Consider the following 16,999-nt stretch of genomic DNA (forward strand, 5'->3'; position numbering starts at 1 on the left):
AAGAAAAAAGAAAGGAAGGATCGTATGGATAAATCGTATTTTGAAGGACATGAAGAACTGATTGCTTGCGTCTATCGCTCGTTCATCGACCAATTTTATGAGTTACCAGAGCGGCGACGAACAAAACGTCAACTGCGAAACCTTGCATTTTCCGTCATCCGTCAAGCAGGTCCGACCTATCAAGAGCGAACGGTGTTGTATGAATTTTTCGCCGAGTTTTTCAGAGCAGTAGAAGAGGGACAACATGAAAAAATTGAATTCTATAAACAAATCGCACAGTAAAGACCCCAGACGGCTCCGGCAGAAGGGGTCTTTGTTGTTTTATGAAATAAAAAAATCCAAAAACCCACCGGAATGGATTTTTGGATTCCATATATTACTTACTTAACTTCCATCCATTTAAAGCTCATGTCAGCACCAAATGGGTGGCGGTATAATTTGTCGATGTTAGCCCGTTGCAAGTAAGCTTCACCTTTTTGATAGATTGGAGCAATTGCATAATCTTCTGCGAGAAGCATTTTTTCAGCTTCTTGAAGATTTGACCAACGTTTTGCTTCATCTGTTTCTTTCTTCGCATCTTTAACAAGTTGATCAAACTCTTTATTCGAGTAGTTCATCCGGTTAAAGCTTCCGTCCGTTAACCACATGTCGAGGAACGTCATTGGATCCTGGTAGTCAGGGCCCCAGCCGGCAGCGGAGATGTCATAGTCACCTTTTGACTCAAGATCAAGGAAGTTTTTGAACGGTTGTTGCTTGATTTTGACCGTCAAGCCAGGCAAGTTCTTCTCGAGATCACCTTTTAAGAATTCAGATACCTTTTTGAAGGCATCCTCATCTCGTGAAAGCATATCGAGTTCAACTGTTTTAACACCTAACTCTTTTAGACCGGCCTCCCAGGCTTTTTTCGCCTCTGCAGCGTCAAAGCTTTGAAGGTCTGGGTATTTCGCACGGAAGTCTTCGCCGTCCGGTGTGAACGTGAAATCTTTTGCGACGATGAAGTTCGCAGGTTCTGATCCATCGTTCAGGATGACATCTGTGATGCCTTGCTTCTCGAAACCAAGTGCAAGGGCTTTACGGATGTTCTCATTTTGAAGTGCTTTATTTTTCTGGTTGAAGCGTAAGAAATTGATCCGTGCGTCTGGACGTGTTTTGTAGTCTTCTGACTGTTCGTATTGTGAAACGAATTCAGAAGTGATCGGTGCGAAATCAACTTCTTTTGACTCGAATAAGTTGACGCCAGTCGAGATTTCTTTTACGACCTTCACATCGATTTTATCCATTTTGACGTTTGCTTTGTCCCAGTAATCTGGATTCTTTTTGTATGTCCATCCGGCGTTCGATTGCCAATCTGACAAGATAAAAGGTCCGTTGAAGTTCATCGATTCAACATTCATCGCGAATTTGTCGCCTTTTTCTTCGACGAATGATTGCTTAAGTGGTAAGTACGTAGGGAAACTCGTCAAACCAAGGAAATACGGTGCAGGTGCTTCGAGCTGAACTTCGAGTGTTTGTTCGTTGATTTTTTTGACGCCGAGTTCGTCGAGTTCTGCTTCACCCGCCATGATTTTATTGGCATTTTTCAAATCCTGTAAGATGTACGCATATTCAGCGCCTGTTTTCGGATCAAGTGCACGTTTCCATGAGTAAATGAAATCATCCGCTGTGACCGATGATCCATCCGACCATTTTGCGTCTTTGCGTAGTTTGAAGGTATATGTTTGTTTATCATCGGATACTTCAACACTTTCAGCCATCCCAGGCGTTGGTTTATTTTCACCATCCAGACGATAAAGGCCTTCGAATACGTTGTTTGTCACGATGATTGATGTCGAGTCCGTCGTTTTCGTTGGATCGAGTTGTGGGACATCCGTTGTAGAGATAAATGTCACTTCTTGTTTTTTGTTACCATCTGATGACGAGCTACCGTTCGATTCATTATCCTGACCACAAGCTGCTACTGCGAGTAGCGCCATGCTCGATAAGCCAGCAAAGGCGATTTTAGTCTGTTTCTTCATGTGAAAAATGACCCCCCGATTAATTTAAAATAATTTCAGAAAAGTTTGAACATAATGTAAATTTAAGTGAAAATGGATGAAAATGCAACATAAATTTTCTGATAATTCTCACTGATCAAGGTCTATTTGCTCAATTCCGAGCGATTTCAAGTAGTCATAAAGTATGAAAATCGTGACACGGTGAGGCGAGTACATCCGCAATGTCAATTGCTGTGGCGTGCCGCGTAAACGAATATTCGTAATCCGGACGCCTTGTTGTTCGAGCGCTTTTTTAACCGTTTCTGCATCGAGTGTTTTCGGTAAAGTCAAATGAGCGACGATGACGTTTGCTTCAAACCGGCTGTTGTTGAATCGTTTCATGATCCAGGTGATACTTTCGAGCGAAACGAATAGAAAAAGTACGAGAAAGCTTGATTCAATAATGAATCCTGCACCGACGGCAATCCCGATGCCGCTCGCCGCCCAGATAATTGCTGCTGTCGTCAAACCACTGACGATATCATGTGGACGTCGGAGGATGACGCCGGCTCCGATGAATCCAATTCCGGCGACGATTTGGGCGACGATTCGCATCGGATCCATCTGGACATGAGAAGCAATGTTTTCATAAAAAATAACGGAGTTGATTGAAACGATGGTTAACAGGCAACTGATCAGGGTAATTACGAGGCTAGTACGTATACCAACTGGCTTGTTTTTGACTTCACGTTCGAATCCGATAATGATTCCAAATGTTGCGGCAATCATTAATTTATATAAGTCCTCTAGTTGGAACGAATGCACCCATGCCATCATCATCAAATCCTTTCTTTACATTGAAGTGGGTTTTGTTATAATGAACTTTGTGTCTTCGAATGAATATACGTTTAATATGAATAGATATACAGATTTGGAGGAAGTGTTTACATCATGAATCAACAAAAGATTGGTTTTTTTGCATTAGCAGCAATGGTCATCGGTTCGATGGTTGGAGGGGGTGCCTTTAACCTGCCAGGAGCGATGGCTCAAAAAGCAAGTGCTGGTCCGATTTTAATCGGTTGGAGCATCACAGGGCTCGGTATGATTATGTTGGCATTAGTTTTTCAGCACTTGGCGAATAGTAAGCCGGAGCTTGAAGGTGGTATTTATGCGTATGCACGAGAAGGCTTCGGTCGTTTCGTTGGTTTCAATAGCGCTTGGGGGTACTGGGTATCAGCCTGGATCGGTACCGTTGCGAATATCACATTAGTCTTTAACGCACTCAGTTATTTCTTCCCGATTTTTTCAGCGGAAAATCGACTATTTTTATTGATGATGAGTGTCGTCGTCGTGTGGGGACTGTTTTGGATTGTCTCGAGTGGGATTAAAGAAGCAACACTCGTTAACTTGATTACGACAATCGCTAAGCTTGTCCCCATCCTAATCTTCATTCTGCTCGTCGGGATTGCGTTTAATGTACGCACGTTCAATCTTAATTTTTGGGGAGAGGGAACGGAGCTTGGATCGATTTTTGAACAAGTGAAGGGAACGATGCTTGTCACGCTTTGGGCATTCGTCGGAATTGAGGGAGCCGTCGTCTTATCGTCACGTGCGAACAAGCGGAGTGATGTCGGTAAGGCGACCGTGACAGGTCTCGTCGGCGTACTCGTCATTTACATCTTGATTTCAGTGTTATCACTCGGTGTTCTGACGCAAGAGCAACTAGCCGGATTAAATGAACCGACAATGGCGTATGTTTTGGAAGCCGCAATCGGACCGGTCGGTGCAACCATCATCATGATTGGATTAATTATCTCGTTGTCGGGTGCTTTGCTCGGTTGGACGATTTTAGCTTCAGAGATTTCCTATCTTGTCGCGAAAGATGGAGCTTTTCCAAAAGTGTTCGCGAAGACGAACCGGAATGGAGCACCCGTCGGCGCATTGCTTATCACACAAATTGCGACACAACTCGTTGCGGCGGTTGCTTTGTTCTCGGCCCAAACGTATCTTGTTTTATCGAGTATTGCCGGGATTTGTGCACTTTTACCGTACTTGTTGTCGGCGATCTATAGCGTTCGTTTCTCTAAGGCGGAACGTAATACGAAGATGTTGATTTTCTCTATTATTGCTTCCTTCTATTCGATTTGGCTCGTGTATGCGTCGGGTATTTGGTACATCGTCATTGCAGCATTGGTTTATGCTCCAGGTATCATTGCCTACTCGTTAGCAGAACGTGAGCAAAAACGTAGTGGCATGTCACGTTACGAGATGATTGCGAGCGGTGTGCTCGTAATTTTAGCGGGGATCGCCATTTATGGTATGGTCGCTGGTCAAATCCAGTTGTAATCGTAAAAAAGGGCTGACTTTTGAGTCAGCCCTTCCGACCGTAGACAACGTGCTATCGGGAGATCAAGCATCTTTATTCGTTGCTTTTCTCGGGCGAGGCGCAAGCCGTTGCTCCTTGGATCCTAGCGGACAACGAGCAGGGTCTTGCCTGCCTCTGGAAGTGCGTCAAAAGCGCACTTTTCCCCGTAGGAGTCAACGAAACGTGACGCTTTTTAGGTAACACCGTGACGGAAAGCCGGGCATGGAGACGGTTTAGAGCGCGAAAGATTGCCGCTTTGAAGACGAGGCGAGACAGGGAAGCGCGAACGGATTGCATCTCGATACCGCATGTTTAGGCTTCTTAATAATTTGTCTACACGCTAAAGGGCTGACTTTTGAGTCAGCCCTTTTTGTATTGTTAAACAAGCGATATTAGCTAGTTGAGGAATTAAATCGTTTGTCGACCTCGTCGGCGGATAAAGGTTTTGCGAAGATGAATCCTTGCATCTGTTGACATGATGTTGTTTTTAGATACGCTTCAGCGCTGGAAGTTTCGACTCCTTCCGCAACTAAATTAAGGTTCAAATTCTGACCTAGTTGAATAATGGAATCTAATAATCCTACATTTCCAACGTCAATCCCATCAATAAAAGTTTTATCGATTTTGAGTTCATCGATTGGAAAAGCACTTAAATATTGAAGTGAAGAATAACCTGTTCCGAAATCATCGATGGACAGGCGGAAACCGAGTGACTTGATCAATTGCATCCGTTCGAGTGTTCGCTGTGTTTGTAGGATAGCGATGTTTTCTGTCATCTCAAGCGTCACTGAGCGAGGCGAGATTATTTTATTTGAAATCAAGTGTTGGAGCGTCCGGATAAAGGAATCGCTTTGGAACTGGTGGGGCGAAATGTTGATGGCCATCGTCAGCTTAGGGTCAATCGTCTGTTGCCACTTGGCTAGTTGTTCGCACGCCTCGAGTACGACCCAGTTATTGATGGGTGTGATGAGTGCTGCTTCTTCGGCAAGCGGAATGAACTCAGCCGGCGGAATACTTCCGAGTGCTGTATGATTCCAACGCAGCAATGCCTCGAAGCCATTCACACGTCTCGTTTTCAAGTTGATGATTGGCTGATAAGCGAGTGAGAACGCGCCATCTTCCAAAGCTGTAAATAAAGAACGTTCAAGCTGTACTTTTCGTGTAAATTGTTGATCCATTTCATGTGTTAAATATTGAATCGTTCCTGTTCCGACAGCTTTTCCTGAGTATAGTGCCATTTCTGATCGCCGGAATAAATCTTCGAGTGAACTGGCCTCTGACGGATAGAGCGTGATTCCGAACGTACAGGAGATGATTAATGAATGACCATTAATGTAGTAAGGGCGTTGAATGACTTGTTGGAGCTTACGGACGAGTTGGAACAACGTATTTCTGAAGGTTAAGGTACCTTCTGTCTGCTGTGAGAGACGAATGGCTAATGCTTGTAAAAGTTGATCACCGATGTGCGTTCCGAACGAATCATTGATGACTTTGAAACGATCGATATCAAATAAGATTAAAGCGAGCGGCTGAGTGGGTGAAGCGTGATCGAACATTGTTGCACCTTCTCTTAAAAATCCACGTCGATTGAGCAAGTGCGTCATTTCGTTATGGTGGACTAGAAAATCAAGTTCCTCTTCAAGACGCGTTGTTTCGGTCACATCAGTCCCGATAAATAGGTGTTGGAACCGGACACCGGCCGCATCATAAATCGGAATAAGTGTCGCTTGGAGAAACTTTTTTTCGGACGATGACGTTTCAATCGGTACTTTTCCGGACCAGGCTTTTTTTTGTTTAATTTGCGAGCGGATGGTCATCAATACGTCGTTTTCGGCTGGACTGAGCAACTGCGTCCAAGGGCGCTTAATTAGCTGATTCGGACAAAAACCTGTGAAATCGACCATGTTGGCGTTCGCATAAGCGATAGTGCCCCGTGCATCCAAAACGAGGACACAGGCGATTTGATCAAACGCATAGCGTAAGTCCATCAATCCTTGAAAGAGCGGTTTCGTACCAGATTGTTGAGCGGTTGAAGGAAGACTACAAAAAGAAGCACCTGTGACGTATTCATCGCTATCGTCAAACAATGGCGTGATCAACATTGTCGAGGTCATGCTTGTACCTGTTTTGTGTAAAAAATACGTGTTCGGAAGTTGAATGGCCTGACGACGTTCTAAAAATGATTTCCAAATCTGTTCACTAAAAGCAACGTCTTCCGGATTTAATAACGGGAGTGTTCGACCTAACACTTCATCTGCAGACCATCCCCAATAGTCTTCAGCCGAAGGGTTCCAGATACGAACGGTTAAATCCAGATTTAAGATGAAGGCAGGTAAGGGGAACTTACTCATGACGACTTCATAGGAATCAATGGTCGAACGGTCCATTACATGCACACACTCCTTGTTACGCAAATTGATAGTTCAGTTGTCTTGTCTATTCCCAATATATTCAATCAACATGCAGATAAACCCTCTTGGATGTTTAATTTTTGTATGAAGATTATTTTGAGGAATCTGTTATAATCGATTTGAAAGCGTTTTCTAAAGAGTCAAAGGGGGACTATTTATGAATCAAACAGAAAAAATCATTCAACAGACAGAGCAGTTCGGGGCACATAACTATCATCCACTTCCAATCGTCATTTCAGAAGCGGAAGGCGTCTTCGTCAAAGATCCGGAAGGACGTCAGTATATGGATATGCTCAGTGCTTACTCAGCCGTCAATCAAGGGCATCGTCATCCTAAAATCATCGAAGCTTTAAAACGCCAGGCTAATAAGATTACGTTGACGTCACGTGCGTTCCATAATGATCAGTTAGGTTTCTTCTATGAAAAAGTAGCGAAGTTGACGAATAAAGATATGGTTCTACCAATGAACACCGGTGCAGAAGCCGTCGAAACAGCAGTGAAAGCTGCACGACGTTGGGCGTATGAAGTAAAACGGGTTCCGGGCGACGCTGAGATTATCGTGTGCGAAGGAAACTTCCATGGACGGACGATGACTGCTGTTTCCATGTCGACGGAAGCAGAATACCAACGTGGTTTTGGACCACTGTTACCTGGAATCAAAACGATTCCGTATGGTGACCTGGAAGCCTTAAAAGGTGCAATCACTGAAAACACGGCAGCTTTCATCGTTGAGCCGATTCAAGGGGAAGCAGGAATTTTGATTCCGTACGATGGTTTCTTAAAAGACGCGCAAGCTGTCTGTAAAGAGCAGAACGTCCTGCTCGTGGCTGACGAAATCCAATCAGGTCTCGGACGTTCAGGCAAATGGTTTGCTTCGGATTGGGACGAAGTGACGCCAGACATGTATATTCTCGGAAAAGCACTAGGGGGCGGAGTCTTCCCGATTTCATGTGTCGCGGCAAATCGGGACGTACTGAATGTCTTTAATCCAGGCTCGCATGGCTCGACATTTGGTGGAAATCCATTAGCATGTGCCGTTTCAGTTGCTTCGCTTGAAGTACTTGAAGATGAGAAGTTACCTGAGCGGTCGCTCGAACTCGGAACGTATTTCATGGAGAAACTAAAACAAATCAAAAATCCAATCATTAAAGAAGTCCGCGGACGCGGTCTTTTCATCGGGGTTGAGTTGACAGAAGCGGCTCGTCCATATTGTGAAGCATTAAAAGAAAAAGGTTTGCTCTGTAAAGAAACGCATGAGACGGTCATTCGTTTTGCACCACCACTCGTCATCACGAAAGAAGAGCTCGACTGGGCCTTTGAACGAATCGAACAAGTATTAGGCGCCTCAGTAACGCAATAATTGATGGATCGAGACTTCCCAGTCGATAATGACGGGAAGTCTTTTTCTTTTTTATGTTTGATTCTTTTAGAGGTGGGAAAATACTATTATTCGCAAAAAAAATAGGGGGTAATGAATATGTCAGATAACAGTGGTTTGAATAAAAAGCTCGATGGTGCAGTCGATAAAGCAGCAGGTAAAGCAAAAGAGGCACTTGGTAAAGCAACAGGGGATAAATCAACAGAACGTGATGGGAAGAAAGATCAACTAAAAGGCGGCGCGAAAAAGACAGTCGGAAATGTCCAGCAAGATCTTGAGGATACGAATCGTCATTAATGCATGGCTGAAAGTACCCGAACGTTCGGGTACTTTTTTTATGAATAAATTTGTATAAAGGTCTAGTCATTTAGATGTTTATATGAAATAATAACAGTTGTAAAAGCGTTTTCATTGTTCTATCACAAATCATTATTTACTTAAGAAAGGATGAAGTGTATGTTGCAATTTCTTCAACGGATTGGTAAAGCCTTAATGTTACCAATCGCCGTATTACCAGCCGCAGGGATTGTCTTACGACTCGGATCGGCAGACATGCTGGATATCCCATTGATGGTTGCAGCGGGAGGTGCAATTTTTGATAACCTGCCGCTCATCTTCGCTATTGGTGTCGCAATCGGACTTTCGATTGATGCCAGCGGGGCAGCCGGATTAGCTGGGGCAGTTGGTTATCTCGTTTTAAAAAATGGTGTTGATTCAATGAACAAAGATTATTCCAACGCCCAGATTCAAGCGAAGTATGATGCGATAGCGGCCATTGTCAATGACTCTTCGACGAAAGCTGACGGTGCGACCTTGAGTGCGATTGCGAATCAGGCGAGTCTCGGTTCGATGGTCAATATGGCTGTATTTGGCGGAATCATTGCCGGAATTACAGCTGGGTTGCTTTACAATCGTTTTTATAACATTAAACTTCCAGATTGGTTAGCATTCTTTGGTGGGAGACGGTTCGTTCCGATCATCACCTCTGCTGTCATGCTCGTTTTAGCTTTTATCTTTGGTTACTTATGGCCGTTCATCGAAGATGGGATCAATGGTGCCGGAGAATGGATGGTCAGCCTCGGAGCAGGCGGTGCCGCACTGTTTGGATTCTTCAACCGTCTCTTGATTCCTGTCGGTCTTCATCATGTCTTAAACAATATTTTTTGGTTCGTGTTTGGGTCGTATGAAAAAGCAGACGGGACGATCGTCAATGGAGACATTGCCCGTTTCTTTGCCGGAGATCCGACAGCGGGTATCTATCAGGCTGGTTTCTTCCCGATTATGATGTTTGCGCTACCGGCAGCTGCTGCTGCAATGGTGATGGCAGCACGAAAAGAAAATCGAAAAGCTGTTGCAGGAGCGATGATCGGTTTAGGATTGACTTCGTTTCTAACGGGAATTACGGAGCCGATTGAGTTTTCATTCATGTTCCTTTCACCCGTCTTGTATGTCATGCATGCCGTTTTGACAGGTCTTTCGATGGCCGTCGTCAATTTGCTTGGCATCTTACATGGTTTCTCATTCTCGGCCGGTTTTATCGACTATGCCTTGAATTTTGGAATCGCTACAAAACCGTTGTTGCTGATTCCGGTTGGTCTCGCGTTCGCGGTCATCTATTACTTCCTGTTCTACTTCATGATTACGAAGTTTGATTTAAAAACACCAGGTCGTGAAGAAGAATCGCTCGTAACAGACACGGGTATCGTAACAGGTGTTTCAGATGATGAGTATGAGCAACAAGCAGCAAAAATATTTGCAGGTCTACAAGGTACGGAAAATGTGACGGCGATTGATAATTGTGCAACACGTTTACGTTTACAAGTCAAAGATACAAGTGTAATTGATGAAGCAGCGATTAAAGCCGCTGGTGCAAAAGGTGTCATGAAGATGGGGGCGACAAACGTCCAAATCATCATCGGGACAGATGTTGAATTCGTCGCGGATGCCATGAAACGTCAAAAATAAGTAAACAAAAGACCATCGCTCATGAGCGATGGTCTTTTGTTTTGAAGGGAGATACACTTTTAAGAAAAGTCACGTTGATTGTGCGACGCAGTGACTGTTTTTTGTTTTGGGGCGTGGGCATAAATCGGATAAAAAATACCGACTAAAATGATGATGATACCAATCCATTGCGAGCCCATTAAATGTTCGCCTAAAATGAGCACAGAACAGATAACTGCTGTTGGGAGCTCGGCAGCCCCGAGCAATGAGACGCTGGCAGGACTGAGATGTGGTGCACCTGCAGCAAATAAAAGTGGTGGTAAAATCAAAGCGAATAAGCCGAGTGGAAGGGCATAAAGCAACATTCCATTTTCAAAATTTGTTTCGCTCAAGAAAGTAGTAGGTGGATACATAATCATGACGAAAAGTAACCCACCTGTCATCATATAAAAGCTCTTTTTGATGACCGGAAGATGATTTGCGACACGTCCGCTCGCGAGTAAAAAGATGGAGAAGCTGACCGCTGCTCCTAATCCGAACAGTGTTCCACGAAGATCAAGCGAACTCGTGTAAGCAGCACTTGCCAAAATGGCTCCGCCAATCAAGAGGATTGCTGACAAGAAGTGTGCCCGTGAAGGTAAGCGTTTCGAAATGATTGAATCGATAACAACACCAATCCACGTAAATTGGAACAATAAGATGATTGCGACGGAAGCAGATATTGTCTGCAGGCTCTGATAGTAAAGGTAACCTGTCGTCCCACTGGAGATGCCGATAATGACCAATTTCATAGCGGTCGTAGGTGCGAGACGTAGATTTTTTGTAAATAGCGCAAGGATGAAAATCATGAGCCATCCGAAGAGAAACTGACTTCCTGAAACTGTAGCAGAGTCGAAGCCGGCAGCATAAGCTAGTTTGACAATCGTTGAAAGGACACCGTAACTGATAGCGCCGATTAAAACGAAAAGTGTTGCTTTTGATCGATTCATTTGGTTGCCTCCATGTTTTAGAACGCACAAAAAAGGTTGCAACAGGGCCTAGTCCAGGTTTTTTGGACAGGGTTTGGTTGCAACCTGTGTGAGTTATTTAATGTTGAGACCTACCTCTTTGTAAAAGGCGGGTTTTAATTCATTGTAGCGAGCAGTTAAACGATTAAAATCGTTTAACGTAGCCGTAGCCTGACGCGTAGTACGATTTAAGTCGGCTGTTGCTTCATCAATCTTAACGAAGTTCGGTTTCTCGGTCAAGTAGGAGAGTAATTTTTCCTCCGCGTTCATTGAAGCGGTATACTGCTTAACGAACGTAGTGAATGCTTGTTCACGCTGTTCGATGACTTCAATCACGCGAGATCCTTCACGTTTCGGTCCGGTTTCGAGTTCTGCGACGTAATCTTTTAATTCTTGCATATCTAACTTGGCGAAAGCCTCTCGGCGCAACGATTGTTCTTGTTCAAGCAAAGAGGATCGTTCTTCGTTTAAAGCCATTAATTCCTCACGTTCATTTTGTGACCGCTTGATTTCCTCGGCTCCTGCATCGAGAACTGCTTGGTACGTGTTAACGGAAATTTCATCTTTTCTACTTCTAGACTCTGCGAGCGTGGTCGCGTCTTGTTCGTATGTTGCGTGCTCCTCGAGTTTGTCATAAAAGTCCATAGAGGAATCTGTTGAACAACCACTTAAAAGTAACGCAGCACAACTCGAGAGAAAAGTGAGAGACAGGTATATTTTTTTCATGAACGAAACTCCTTATAGATTGGATTGCTGAACAAAATTAAACGGAATATGGAAGTCTTCATCATAAATCGAAAACTGATAGCCTTTTTTCTTTAAACCGGCAACGATTGCCGGAAGTGCGCGTAACGTTTGTGGTTGTTCATGTAATAAAATAATTTCGAAGGGATCTTCTGCCCGGTCGATGACAGTTTTTGCGACTTCTTTTGCACTGTCTTTGTAATACCAATCCATTGAATCAATCGACCAGTCCCAGACACGTAGATTCGCAGACGCCACATCATTCGCGATCGTTTTTGAAATACCGGGAGACGAGCCATACGGAGGACGCGTCAGAAGAGGCGAATGTCCCGTTAACTGATTAATCTTTTTTTGGACGCTCAGCATCTCTTTGACATATTGTTTTTTCTTATAGAGCGTTTCATAGTCATGGGTCTCACTATGCAGCCCGATGTAATGTCCTGCTGTTGCGGCCTCTTTTACAAGCGTCGGCTGGGCGTCGACGTTGCTTCCGATGAAAAAGAAAGTAGCTTTGACTTGTTGTTGCGCCAGTTCATTTAAAATGTCTGTGGTTAAGGCGCTAGGGCCATCCTCAAACGTTAAATAGGCGACTTTTTTTGTCACACCATTCCATTGATCGACCCGGGATTTTTCCATGTTAGCAACAGGGACTTGTCCGAGCGTTGTGACCGTTACAGTAGCGAGCTGTTGTTTCGGCTTGATGTATTGATAGGCGATGAATCCACCGACAGAAAGTAAAAGTAAGGTGAATAAAATCGAAAGCTTGCGAAGAAATTTGTTTTTAGAATGTCGTTTTCGTGGTCCAAGACCAATCGGATTTCCAGTGTTGTATGAATCCATCGCTGTTATAGCTCCTTTGCAGAAAATCGTATAGGTTAACTGTAACATTTTGTCTGTTTCATTTGTAACAAACATGTTACAAAAAGATAACTGAGTAAGATTTTTCAAATTATGACTCATTAAGTTAGATTAAAACAGATGATATTTGATTTAAATTAAGCATAAAAAAGAGGACAAGCAGACCCGTTTGGATCTGTTTGTCCTCTTTGTTATTGCTCACTTATTGTTCAGTGACTGTGCAATCCGTACATTCGGACTGGTAAGATTCGCATTGTTCATCCATCTCTTTTCCACAGGTAGCACAAGTTTTTGCAGGGAGTTGACGATAAAATTCAGCAGATGTCTCTTGGTAAAGTGGCTGTTCCATTTGTATCTCCTCCTAATGGTGATCAATGTGTATACAACGTTGTTTATATAACCTCATTGTATTAGTACAGATAATGAAAGTCAATAGTTGTTTTATAACAGATGAAGTTAAATAAGTCTTGTCATATGACAGTCGAGAAACAGGATGATACGATATCAAAGTAAATTAGATACTATTAAGGGGGATTACATCATGAACCAAACTTTTTCAGAAACACTGCAAACATTGAATGAACGACGTTCTGTTCGTCATTATGATGCGTCATTTACATTAACTGAAACGGAAGTAAAAGAATTAATCGAATTAACAACAGCTGCACCAAGTGCTTGGAACTTACAACATTGGCATTTCATCGCCTTCCACTCAGAAGAAGCGAAACAACAGCTCGCACCGATTGCTTACAATCAACCAGCCATCACGTCTTCTTCAGTCGTCATCGCCGTGCTGGGTGATACGCAGGCAAACCGTAATTACAATCCGGTCTACGGACCAGCTGTCGAAGCGGGCGGCATGACGGAAGAGTTATTTGACTCAATCAAAGGGCAAGTAGAAGGTGCTTACCAAAGTGCTGCATACGGCCGTGACGCGGCAATGTCGAATGCCAGCTTAGCTGCGATGCAGTTGATGCTCGTGGCAGAGGCGAAAGGGCTCTCGACGCTTGCGATGGGCGGTTTCGATCATCAAGTATTCGCCGATACGTTCATTACGGAAGAGCGTTTTGTACCTGTTATGTTGATTGCTGTCGGTAAAGCCGTTGAAAATGCAAAAAAACGCCCGGCACTTCGCTTACCAGTCGATCAAGTGACAACAATATTATAAAAGTAAGGGACTGACTCAAAAGTAAACATGTGCCACACTCATCTTGTTTAAAAGGAATCACTTGCTTCACGCGACGCTTGCAAAAAAAGCGCGTAAAAAGAAAGGTGATTTCTTTTTGAGTCAGCCCGACTATTTTTTTATGAAAAAATTATTTTTTTTACGGAAACTACTTGCCAGCTGTTTAGTTTCTTGCTATATTAATAAATGTCCTAGCAAGTACATAACGTACTGCATCATGATTCTGTAGCTCAGCTGGGAGAGCGCTACCTTGACAGGGTAGAGGTCGCTGGTTCGAGCCCAGTCAGAATCATACTAAAAGTCCCGTTCATCAGTTGATGAACGGGACTTTTTTAGTTTATTCATTTGCTTGAAGTTCGTCTTCTGTCACCCACTTGTGATTTTTGACAGTGTCGCCGCCAGTCGTCGGTTTGAAGTCAACCATATAAACGGTTGTTTGTTTAGCGCTGTCGATTGTTGCTTTGGCACCATTCATACCAGTCATATGATCAGCATCAATTGTCGTCGTGTCACCTTTTTTAAGTGGAGAAGAGGGGACTGGTGTTAACTCTTCTTGGACGACCCATTTATGATTGGTCACTTTCTTTCCGCCATCTGTTGGTGTGAAGCTCACGGCATAAACGGTCGTATCAAATGCACCGGCAATTGTCGCTTCTGCTCCATCCATTCCTTTCATATGCTTCGACGACATGGTTGCTGTTGAACCGACCTCGAATTTAGGATTGGTTGCTTTTTTAATGCCCTCCGGTAAATCTGCGTCACTTGAATGCATCATCCCTTCATGTGAATCATCTTGCATTTCACTCTGCATATCGTCTTGATTTGATTCTTTAACTTGATCGTTCCCGCATGCACCAAGCAATAAGGCCGTCGATAATGTGAGGCTTGCTACGATTGTTTTCTTCATTTTTAAATTCCCCCTGTATGATGTGATGACAAGAGTACTATACCCGACGTTCGTGCAGAAAGTGTGCAGAAAGCGTGACATTTCTGCATCCTGTACCGTTCAGTTGAAGTCTAAAATCAATTGTTGTTTATAATGAACAAGAAGAGCATGGTATAAGGAGGGATGACTTGAAACGCATATCGCACTATATCGGAGTCCTATTTTTGAGTGCTTTTTTAGTGACTGGAGGTATTTTGTTTGGTGCTTTGTACTTGAATCTTGTCGAAGATCGTTCGGATGAAGTCATGTTAGGTCTGTTAAATCGGGGGGATACGCATCGTGACGTACTCGAGCAGTCCTTCACGGAGCAGACGATTCATCATGTCAGTTTGATGGAATCGACATCCGAGTTCACGGTTGTCGTGACCGATCAATATGGACAAATCGAAGGTACATCTGACCGACTGACGGATGAGATGCGACAAAAGCTTGTCCATACCGACTTTACATACCAGAAAAACAGTCGGATTATTAATCCATCCGAGACGAAAGGGCACTACTTGATGACGGATAGCCCAATCACTGTATCGGGAAAACATGTAGGTCATGTGTTCATGTTCGCCCAGGCAGATTTAGTACAACGAGTAGTTGATCCGTTAACACAGCAATTTATACGAATGGGAATCGTCGCACTCGTCTTGACGGTCTTTGTTGTGTGGTTCTTTACGCGGGTGATTTCACGTCCTTTAATCGAAATGGAACGGGCGACGGCAAAACTTGGTAGAGGAAACTTGTCTGCTGATTTGCCGGTCGAACGGCAAGACGAACTAGGCGCGTTGGCACGTTCGATTACAAAACTTGCGAAAGATCTCGATCTTCTGAATCGGGAACGGACCGAATTTTTAGCAAATGTTTCCCACGAATTGAGAACACCGTTAACTTATATGAAAGGTTATGCGGATATCTTAAGCCGACCTGATTTAACAGAATCTGAAAAAGCTTCGTATATTAAGATTATTCAAGAGGAAAGCACGCAGGTGACGGAATTGATTGAGCAACTTCTTCTATTAGCACGTTTAGATGAAAATGAATTCTTGATTAAACGGTTACCTGTATCACTTGAGCAACTCATTCCATCACTTGTCGAGAAAGTTCGTCCCGCGATTGAAGCGGAAGGATTAACACTAACGGTCATGGGTGACGCTGTAACGATTGAAGGAGATGACGTTCGTCTCGGTCAAGTCGTATTGAATCTTCTTGATAACGCACGGAAATATACAGAAACCGGATCCATTGAAATCAATTATGGTAGAAATTCAGGTGGGCCCTTTTTTGCGGTTCGAGATACGGGGATTGGGATAGCAGAAGAAGATATCAAACGAGTCCAAGAACGATTATATCGAAGCGAACCTTCACGATCTCGTCATTATGGAGGTGCAGGGATTGGTTTAGCGATTGCGAGTGCCATCGTCAAAGCGCATGGGGCTAGCTTAGAGATTAAGAGTCAAAAAAATCAAGGGACGACAGTAACTGTCCAATGGGAGGTGTAACAAAGATGGCACGGATATTGATCGTGGATGATGAAGCCCGCATGCGGCAGTTACTTCAGTTATATTTAAAGCCCTATGGACACACCTGTTTTTTAGCTGAATCAGCAGAAAAAGCCTTACAAATCGTTCAAACGGTTCCGATTGATTTAGCATTACTGGATGTCATGATGCCAAAAGTCGATGGTTGGACATTATGTCAAACTATCCGGCAGTTCGCTGATTTTCCAATCATTATGGTGACAGCCCGAAATCAACGAGAAGATGTTTTGCGTGGTCACGAAGTCGGCGCAGATGACTATGTTTCGAAACCGATTCAAGAAGGGGAGCTGCTTGCTCGAATCGAATTGTTAATCGGGAAGTCTCGAAATGGAGAAATTAATTTTCATGGTCTTCAGTATGATTCTGCTGCCTATCGCTGTGAATACGAGGGCCAGCGAATTTTGCTTACGAAAAAAGAATTTCAGTTACTCGGAAAACTGCTACATGCCAAGAACACGATTCTTTCGCGGGAACGTTTATTGGAATCTGTTTGGGGTTATGAAAACATGCTTGAACCTCGAACCGTCGATTCGCATATTCGGCATGTCCGAGAAAAATTACGTGACGCGGGATTTCCGATTGATCGGTATTTAGAGACGGTTCGGGGAATCGGTTATCGGTTAACGGATTACCCGGATTGGTCAACATAAGGGGGGAA

General features: G+C 43.7%; 16 protein-coding genes and 1 tRNA gene. 9 read left to right on the top strand and 8 right to left on the bottom strand.

The window, feature by feature from the left end:
* Positions 1-24: 24 nt before the first annotated feature.
* A complete protein-coding gene (locus tag KNP88_RS10900; protein WP_214893752.1) occupies positions 25-282 on the top strand; it encodes a hypothetical protein in 258 nt (85 codons plus the stop codon).
* Positions 283-380: 98 nt separating this feature from the next.
* On the opposite strand, the gene KNP88_RS10905 is transcribed toward KNP88_RS10900, so the two are convergent.
* Together KNP88_RS10905 and KNP88_RS10910 are read right to left on the bottom strand one after the other, a co-directional pair.
* Positions 381-2,015 carry a peptide ABC transporter substrate-binding protein gene (locus KNP88_RS10905; RefSeq protein WP_214893754.1) on the bottom strand — a complete coding sequence of 545 codons (1,635 nt, stop codon included), beginning with the start codon at positions 2,013-2,015 and terminating at the stop codon, positions 381-383.
* A 108-nt stretch (positions 2,016-2,123) separates the two neighbouring features.
* Entirely contained in the window at positions 2,124-2,807 is a 684-nt protein-coding gene (locus KNP88_RS10910; RefSeq protein ID WP_214893756.1) for an MgtC/SapB family protein, read from the bottom strand.
* A gap of 114 nt (positions 2,808-2,921) precedes the next feature.
* On the opposite strand from KNP88_RS10910, the gene KNP88_RS10915 reads away from it, so the two are divergent.
* Positions 2,922-4,319, top strand: coding sequence for a basic amino acid/polyamine antiporter (locus tag KNP88_RS10915; protein WP_214845905.1), 1,398 nt, complete (start codon positions 2,922-2,924; stop codon positions 4,317-4,319).
* 411 nt (positions 4,320-4,730) lie between these two features.
* Here the strand turns inward: KNP88_RS10915 and KNP88_RS10920 are convergent, their stop codons facing one another.
* Positions 4,731-6,725: a sensor domain-containing protein gene (locus tag KNP88_RS10920; protein ID WP_214893758.1), complete on the bottom strand. Its 1,995-nt coding sequence runs from the start codon at positions 6,723-6,725 to the stop codon at positions 4,731-4,733.
* Between the two features lie 181 nt (positions 6,726-6,906).
* On the opposite strand from KNP88_RS10920, the gene KNP88_RS10925 reads away from it, so the two are divergent.
* The 3 genes from KNP88_RS10925 to nagE all read left to right on the top strand — a co-directional run bounded on the left by KNP88_RS10925 (position 6,907) and on the right by nagE (position 10,092).
* Positions 6,907-8,109: an ornithine--oxo-acid transaminase gene (locus KNP88_RS10925; protein WP_214893760.1), complete on the top strand. Its 1,203-nt coding sequence runs from the start codon at positions 6,907-6,909 to the stop codon at positions 8,107-8,109.
* A gap of 117 nt (positions 8,110-8,226) precedes the next feature.
* Positions 8,227-8,424, top strand: a complete 198-nt coding sequence (locus tag KNP88_RS10930; protein ID WP_088836321.1) for a CsbD family protein — start codon at positions 8,227-8,229, stop codon at positions 8,422-8,424.
* Between the two features lie 159 nt (positions 8,425-8,583).
* Positions 8,584-10,092 carry an N-acetylglucosamine-specific PTS transporter subunit IIBC gene (nagE, locus tag KNP88_RS10935; protein WP_214893762.1) on the top strand — a complete coding sequence of 503 codons (1,509 nt, stop codon included), beginning with the start codon at positions 8,584-8,586 and terminating at the stop codon, positions 10,090-10,092.
* A 59-nt stretch (positions 10,093-10,151) separates the two neighbouring features.
* On the opposite strand, the gene KNP88_RS10940 is transcribed toward nagE, so the two are convergent.
* The 4 genes from KNP88_RS10940 to yhfH all read right to left on the bottom strand — a co-directional run bounded on the left by KNP88_RS10940 (position 10,152) and on the right by yhfH (position 13,029).
* Positions 10,152-11,060, bottom strand: a complete 909-nt coding sequence (locus KNP88_RS10940; RefSeq protein WP_214893764.1) for an EamA family transporter — start codon at positions 11,058-11,060, stop codon at positions 10,152-10,154.
* 93 nt (positions 11,061-11,153) lie between these two features.
* Positions 11,154-11,804, bottom strand: coding sequence for a YkyA family protein (locus KNP88_RS10945; protein WP_214802504.1), 651 nt, complete (start codon positions 11,802-11,804; stop codon positions 11,154-11,156).
* Positions 11,805-11,816: 12 nt separating this feature from the next.
* Complete coding sequence (locus KNP88_RS10950; protein WP_214893766.1) at positions 11,817-12,662, bottom strand: polysaccharide deacetylase family protein; 846 nt, start codon at positions 12,660-12,662, stop codon at positions 11,817-11,819.
* Between the two features lie 220 nt (positions 12,663-12,882).
* The gene (gene yhfH, locus KNP88_RS10955; RefSeq protein ID WP_084157661.1) at positions 12,883-13,029 is read right to left on the bottom strand and encodes a protein YhfH; all 147 of its coding nucleotides are present in this window, start codon (positions 13,027-13,029) and stop codon (positions 12,883-12,885) included.
* Positions 13,030-13,221: 192 nt separating this feature from the next.
* On the opposite strand from yhfH, the gene KNP88_RS10960 reads away from it, so the two are divergent.
* Together KNP88_RS10960 and KNP88_RS10965 are read left to right on the top strand one after the other, a co-directional pair.
* On the top strand, positions 13,222-13,848 hold the full coding sequence (locus KNP88_RS10960) for a nitroreductase family protein (protein WP_088836325.1): 627 nt from the start codon (positions 13,222-13,224) through the stop codon (positions 13,846-13,848).
* A 237-nt stretch (positions 13,849-14,085) separates the two neighbouring features.
* A tRNA-Val gene (locus KNP88_RS10965) sits at positions 14,086-14,158 on the top strand.
* A 45-nt stretch (positions 14,159-14,203) separates the two neighbouring features.
* On the opposite strand, the gene KNP88_RS10970 is transcribed toward KNP88_RS10965, so the two are convergent.
* A complete protein-coding gene (locus tag KNP88_RS10970; protein WP_214893768.1) occupies positions 14,204-14,773 on the bottom strand; it encodes a YdhK family protein in 570 nt (189 codons plus the stop codon).
* A gap of 167 nt (positions 14,774-14,940) precedes the next feature.
* Here KNP88_RS10970 and KNP88_RS10975 point away from each other — a divergent pair, with 167 nt between their 5' ends.
* Both KNP88_RS10975 and KNP88_RS10980 read left to right on the top strand, forming a co-directional pair.
* On the top strand, positions 14,941-16,302 hold the full coding sequence (locus KNP88_RS10975) for a sensor histidine kinase (protein ID WP_214893770.1): 1,362 nt from the start codon (positions 14,941-14,943) through the stop codon (positions 16,300-16,302).
* A 5-nt stretch (positions 16,303-16,307) separates the two neighbouring features.
* Positions 16,308-16,991, top strand: a complete 684-nt coding sequence (locus KNP88_RS10980; protein WP_214893772.1) for a response regulator transcription factor — start codon at positions 16,308-16,310, stop codon at positions 16,989-16,991.
* The last annotated feature ends 8 nt before the right edge of the window (positions 16,992-16,999 follow it).

The sequence above is a fragment of the Exiguobacterium sp. H66 genome (genome assembly GCF_018618705.1).
Classification (GTDB): domain Bacteria; phylum Bacillota; class Bacilli; order Exiguobacteriales; family Exiguobacteriaceae; genus Exiguobacterium_A; species Exiguobacterium_A oxidotolerans.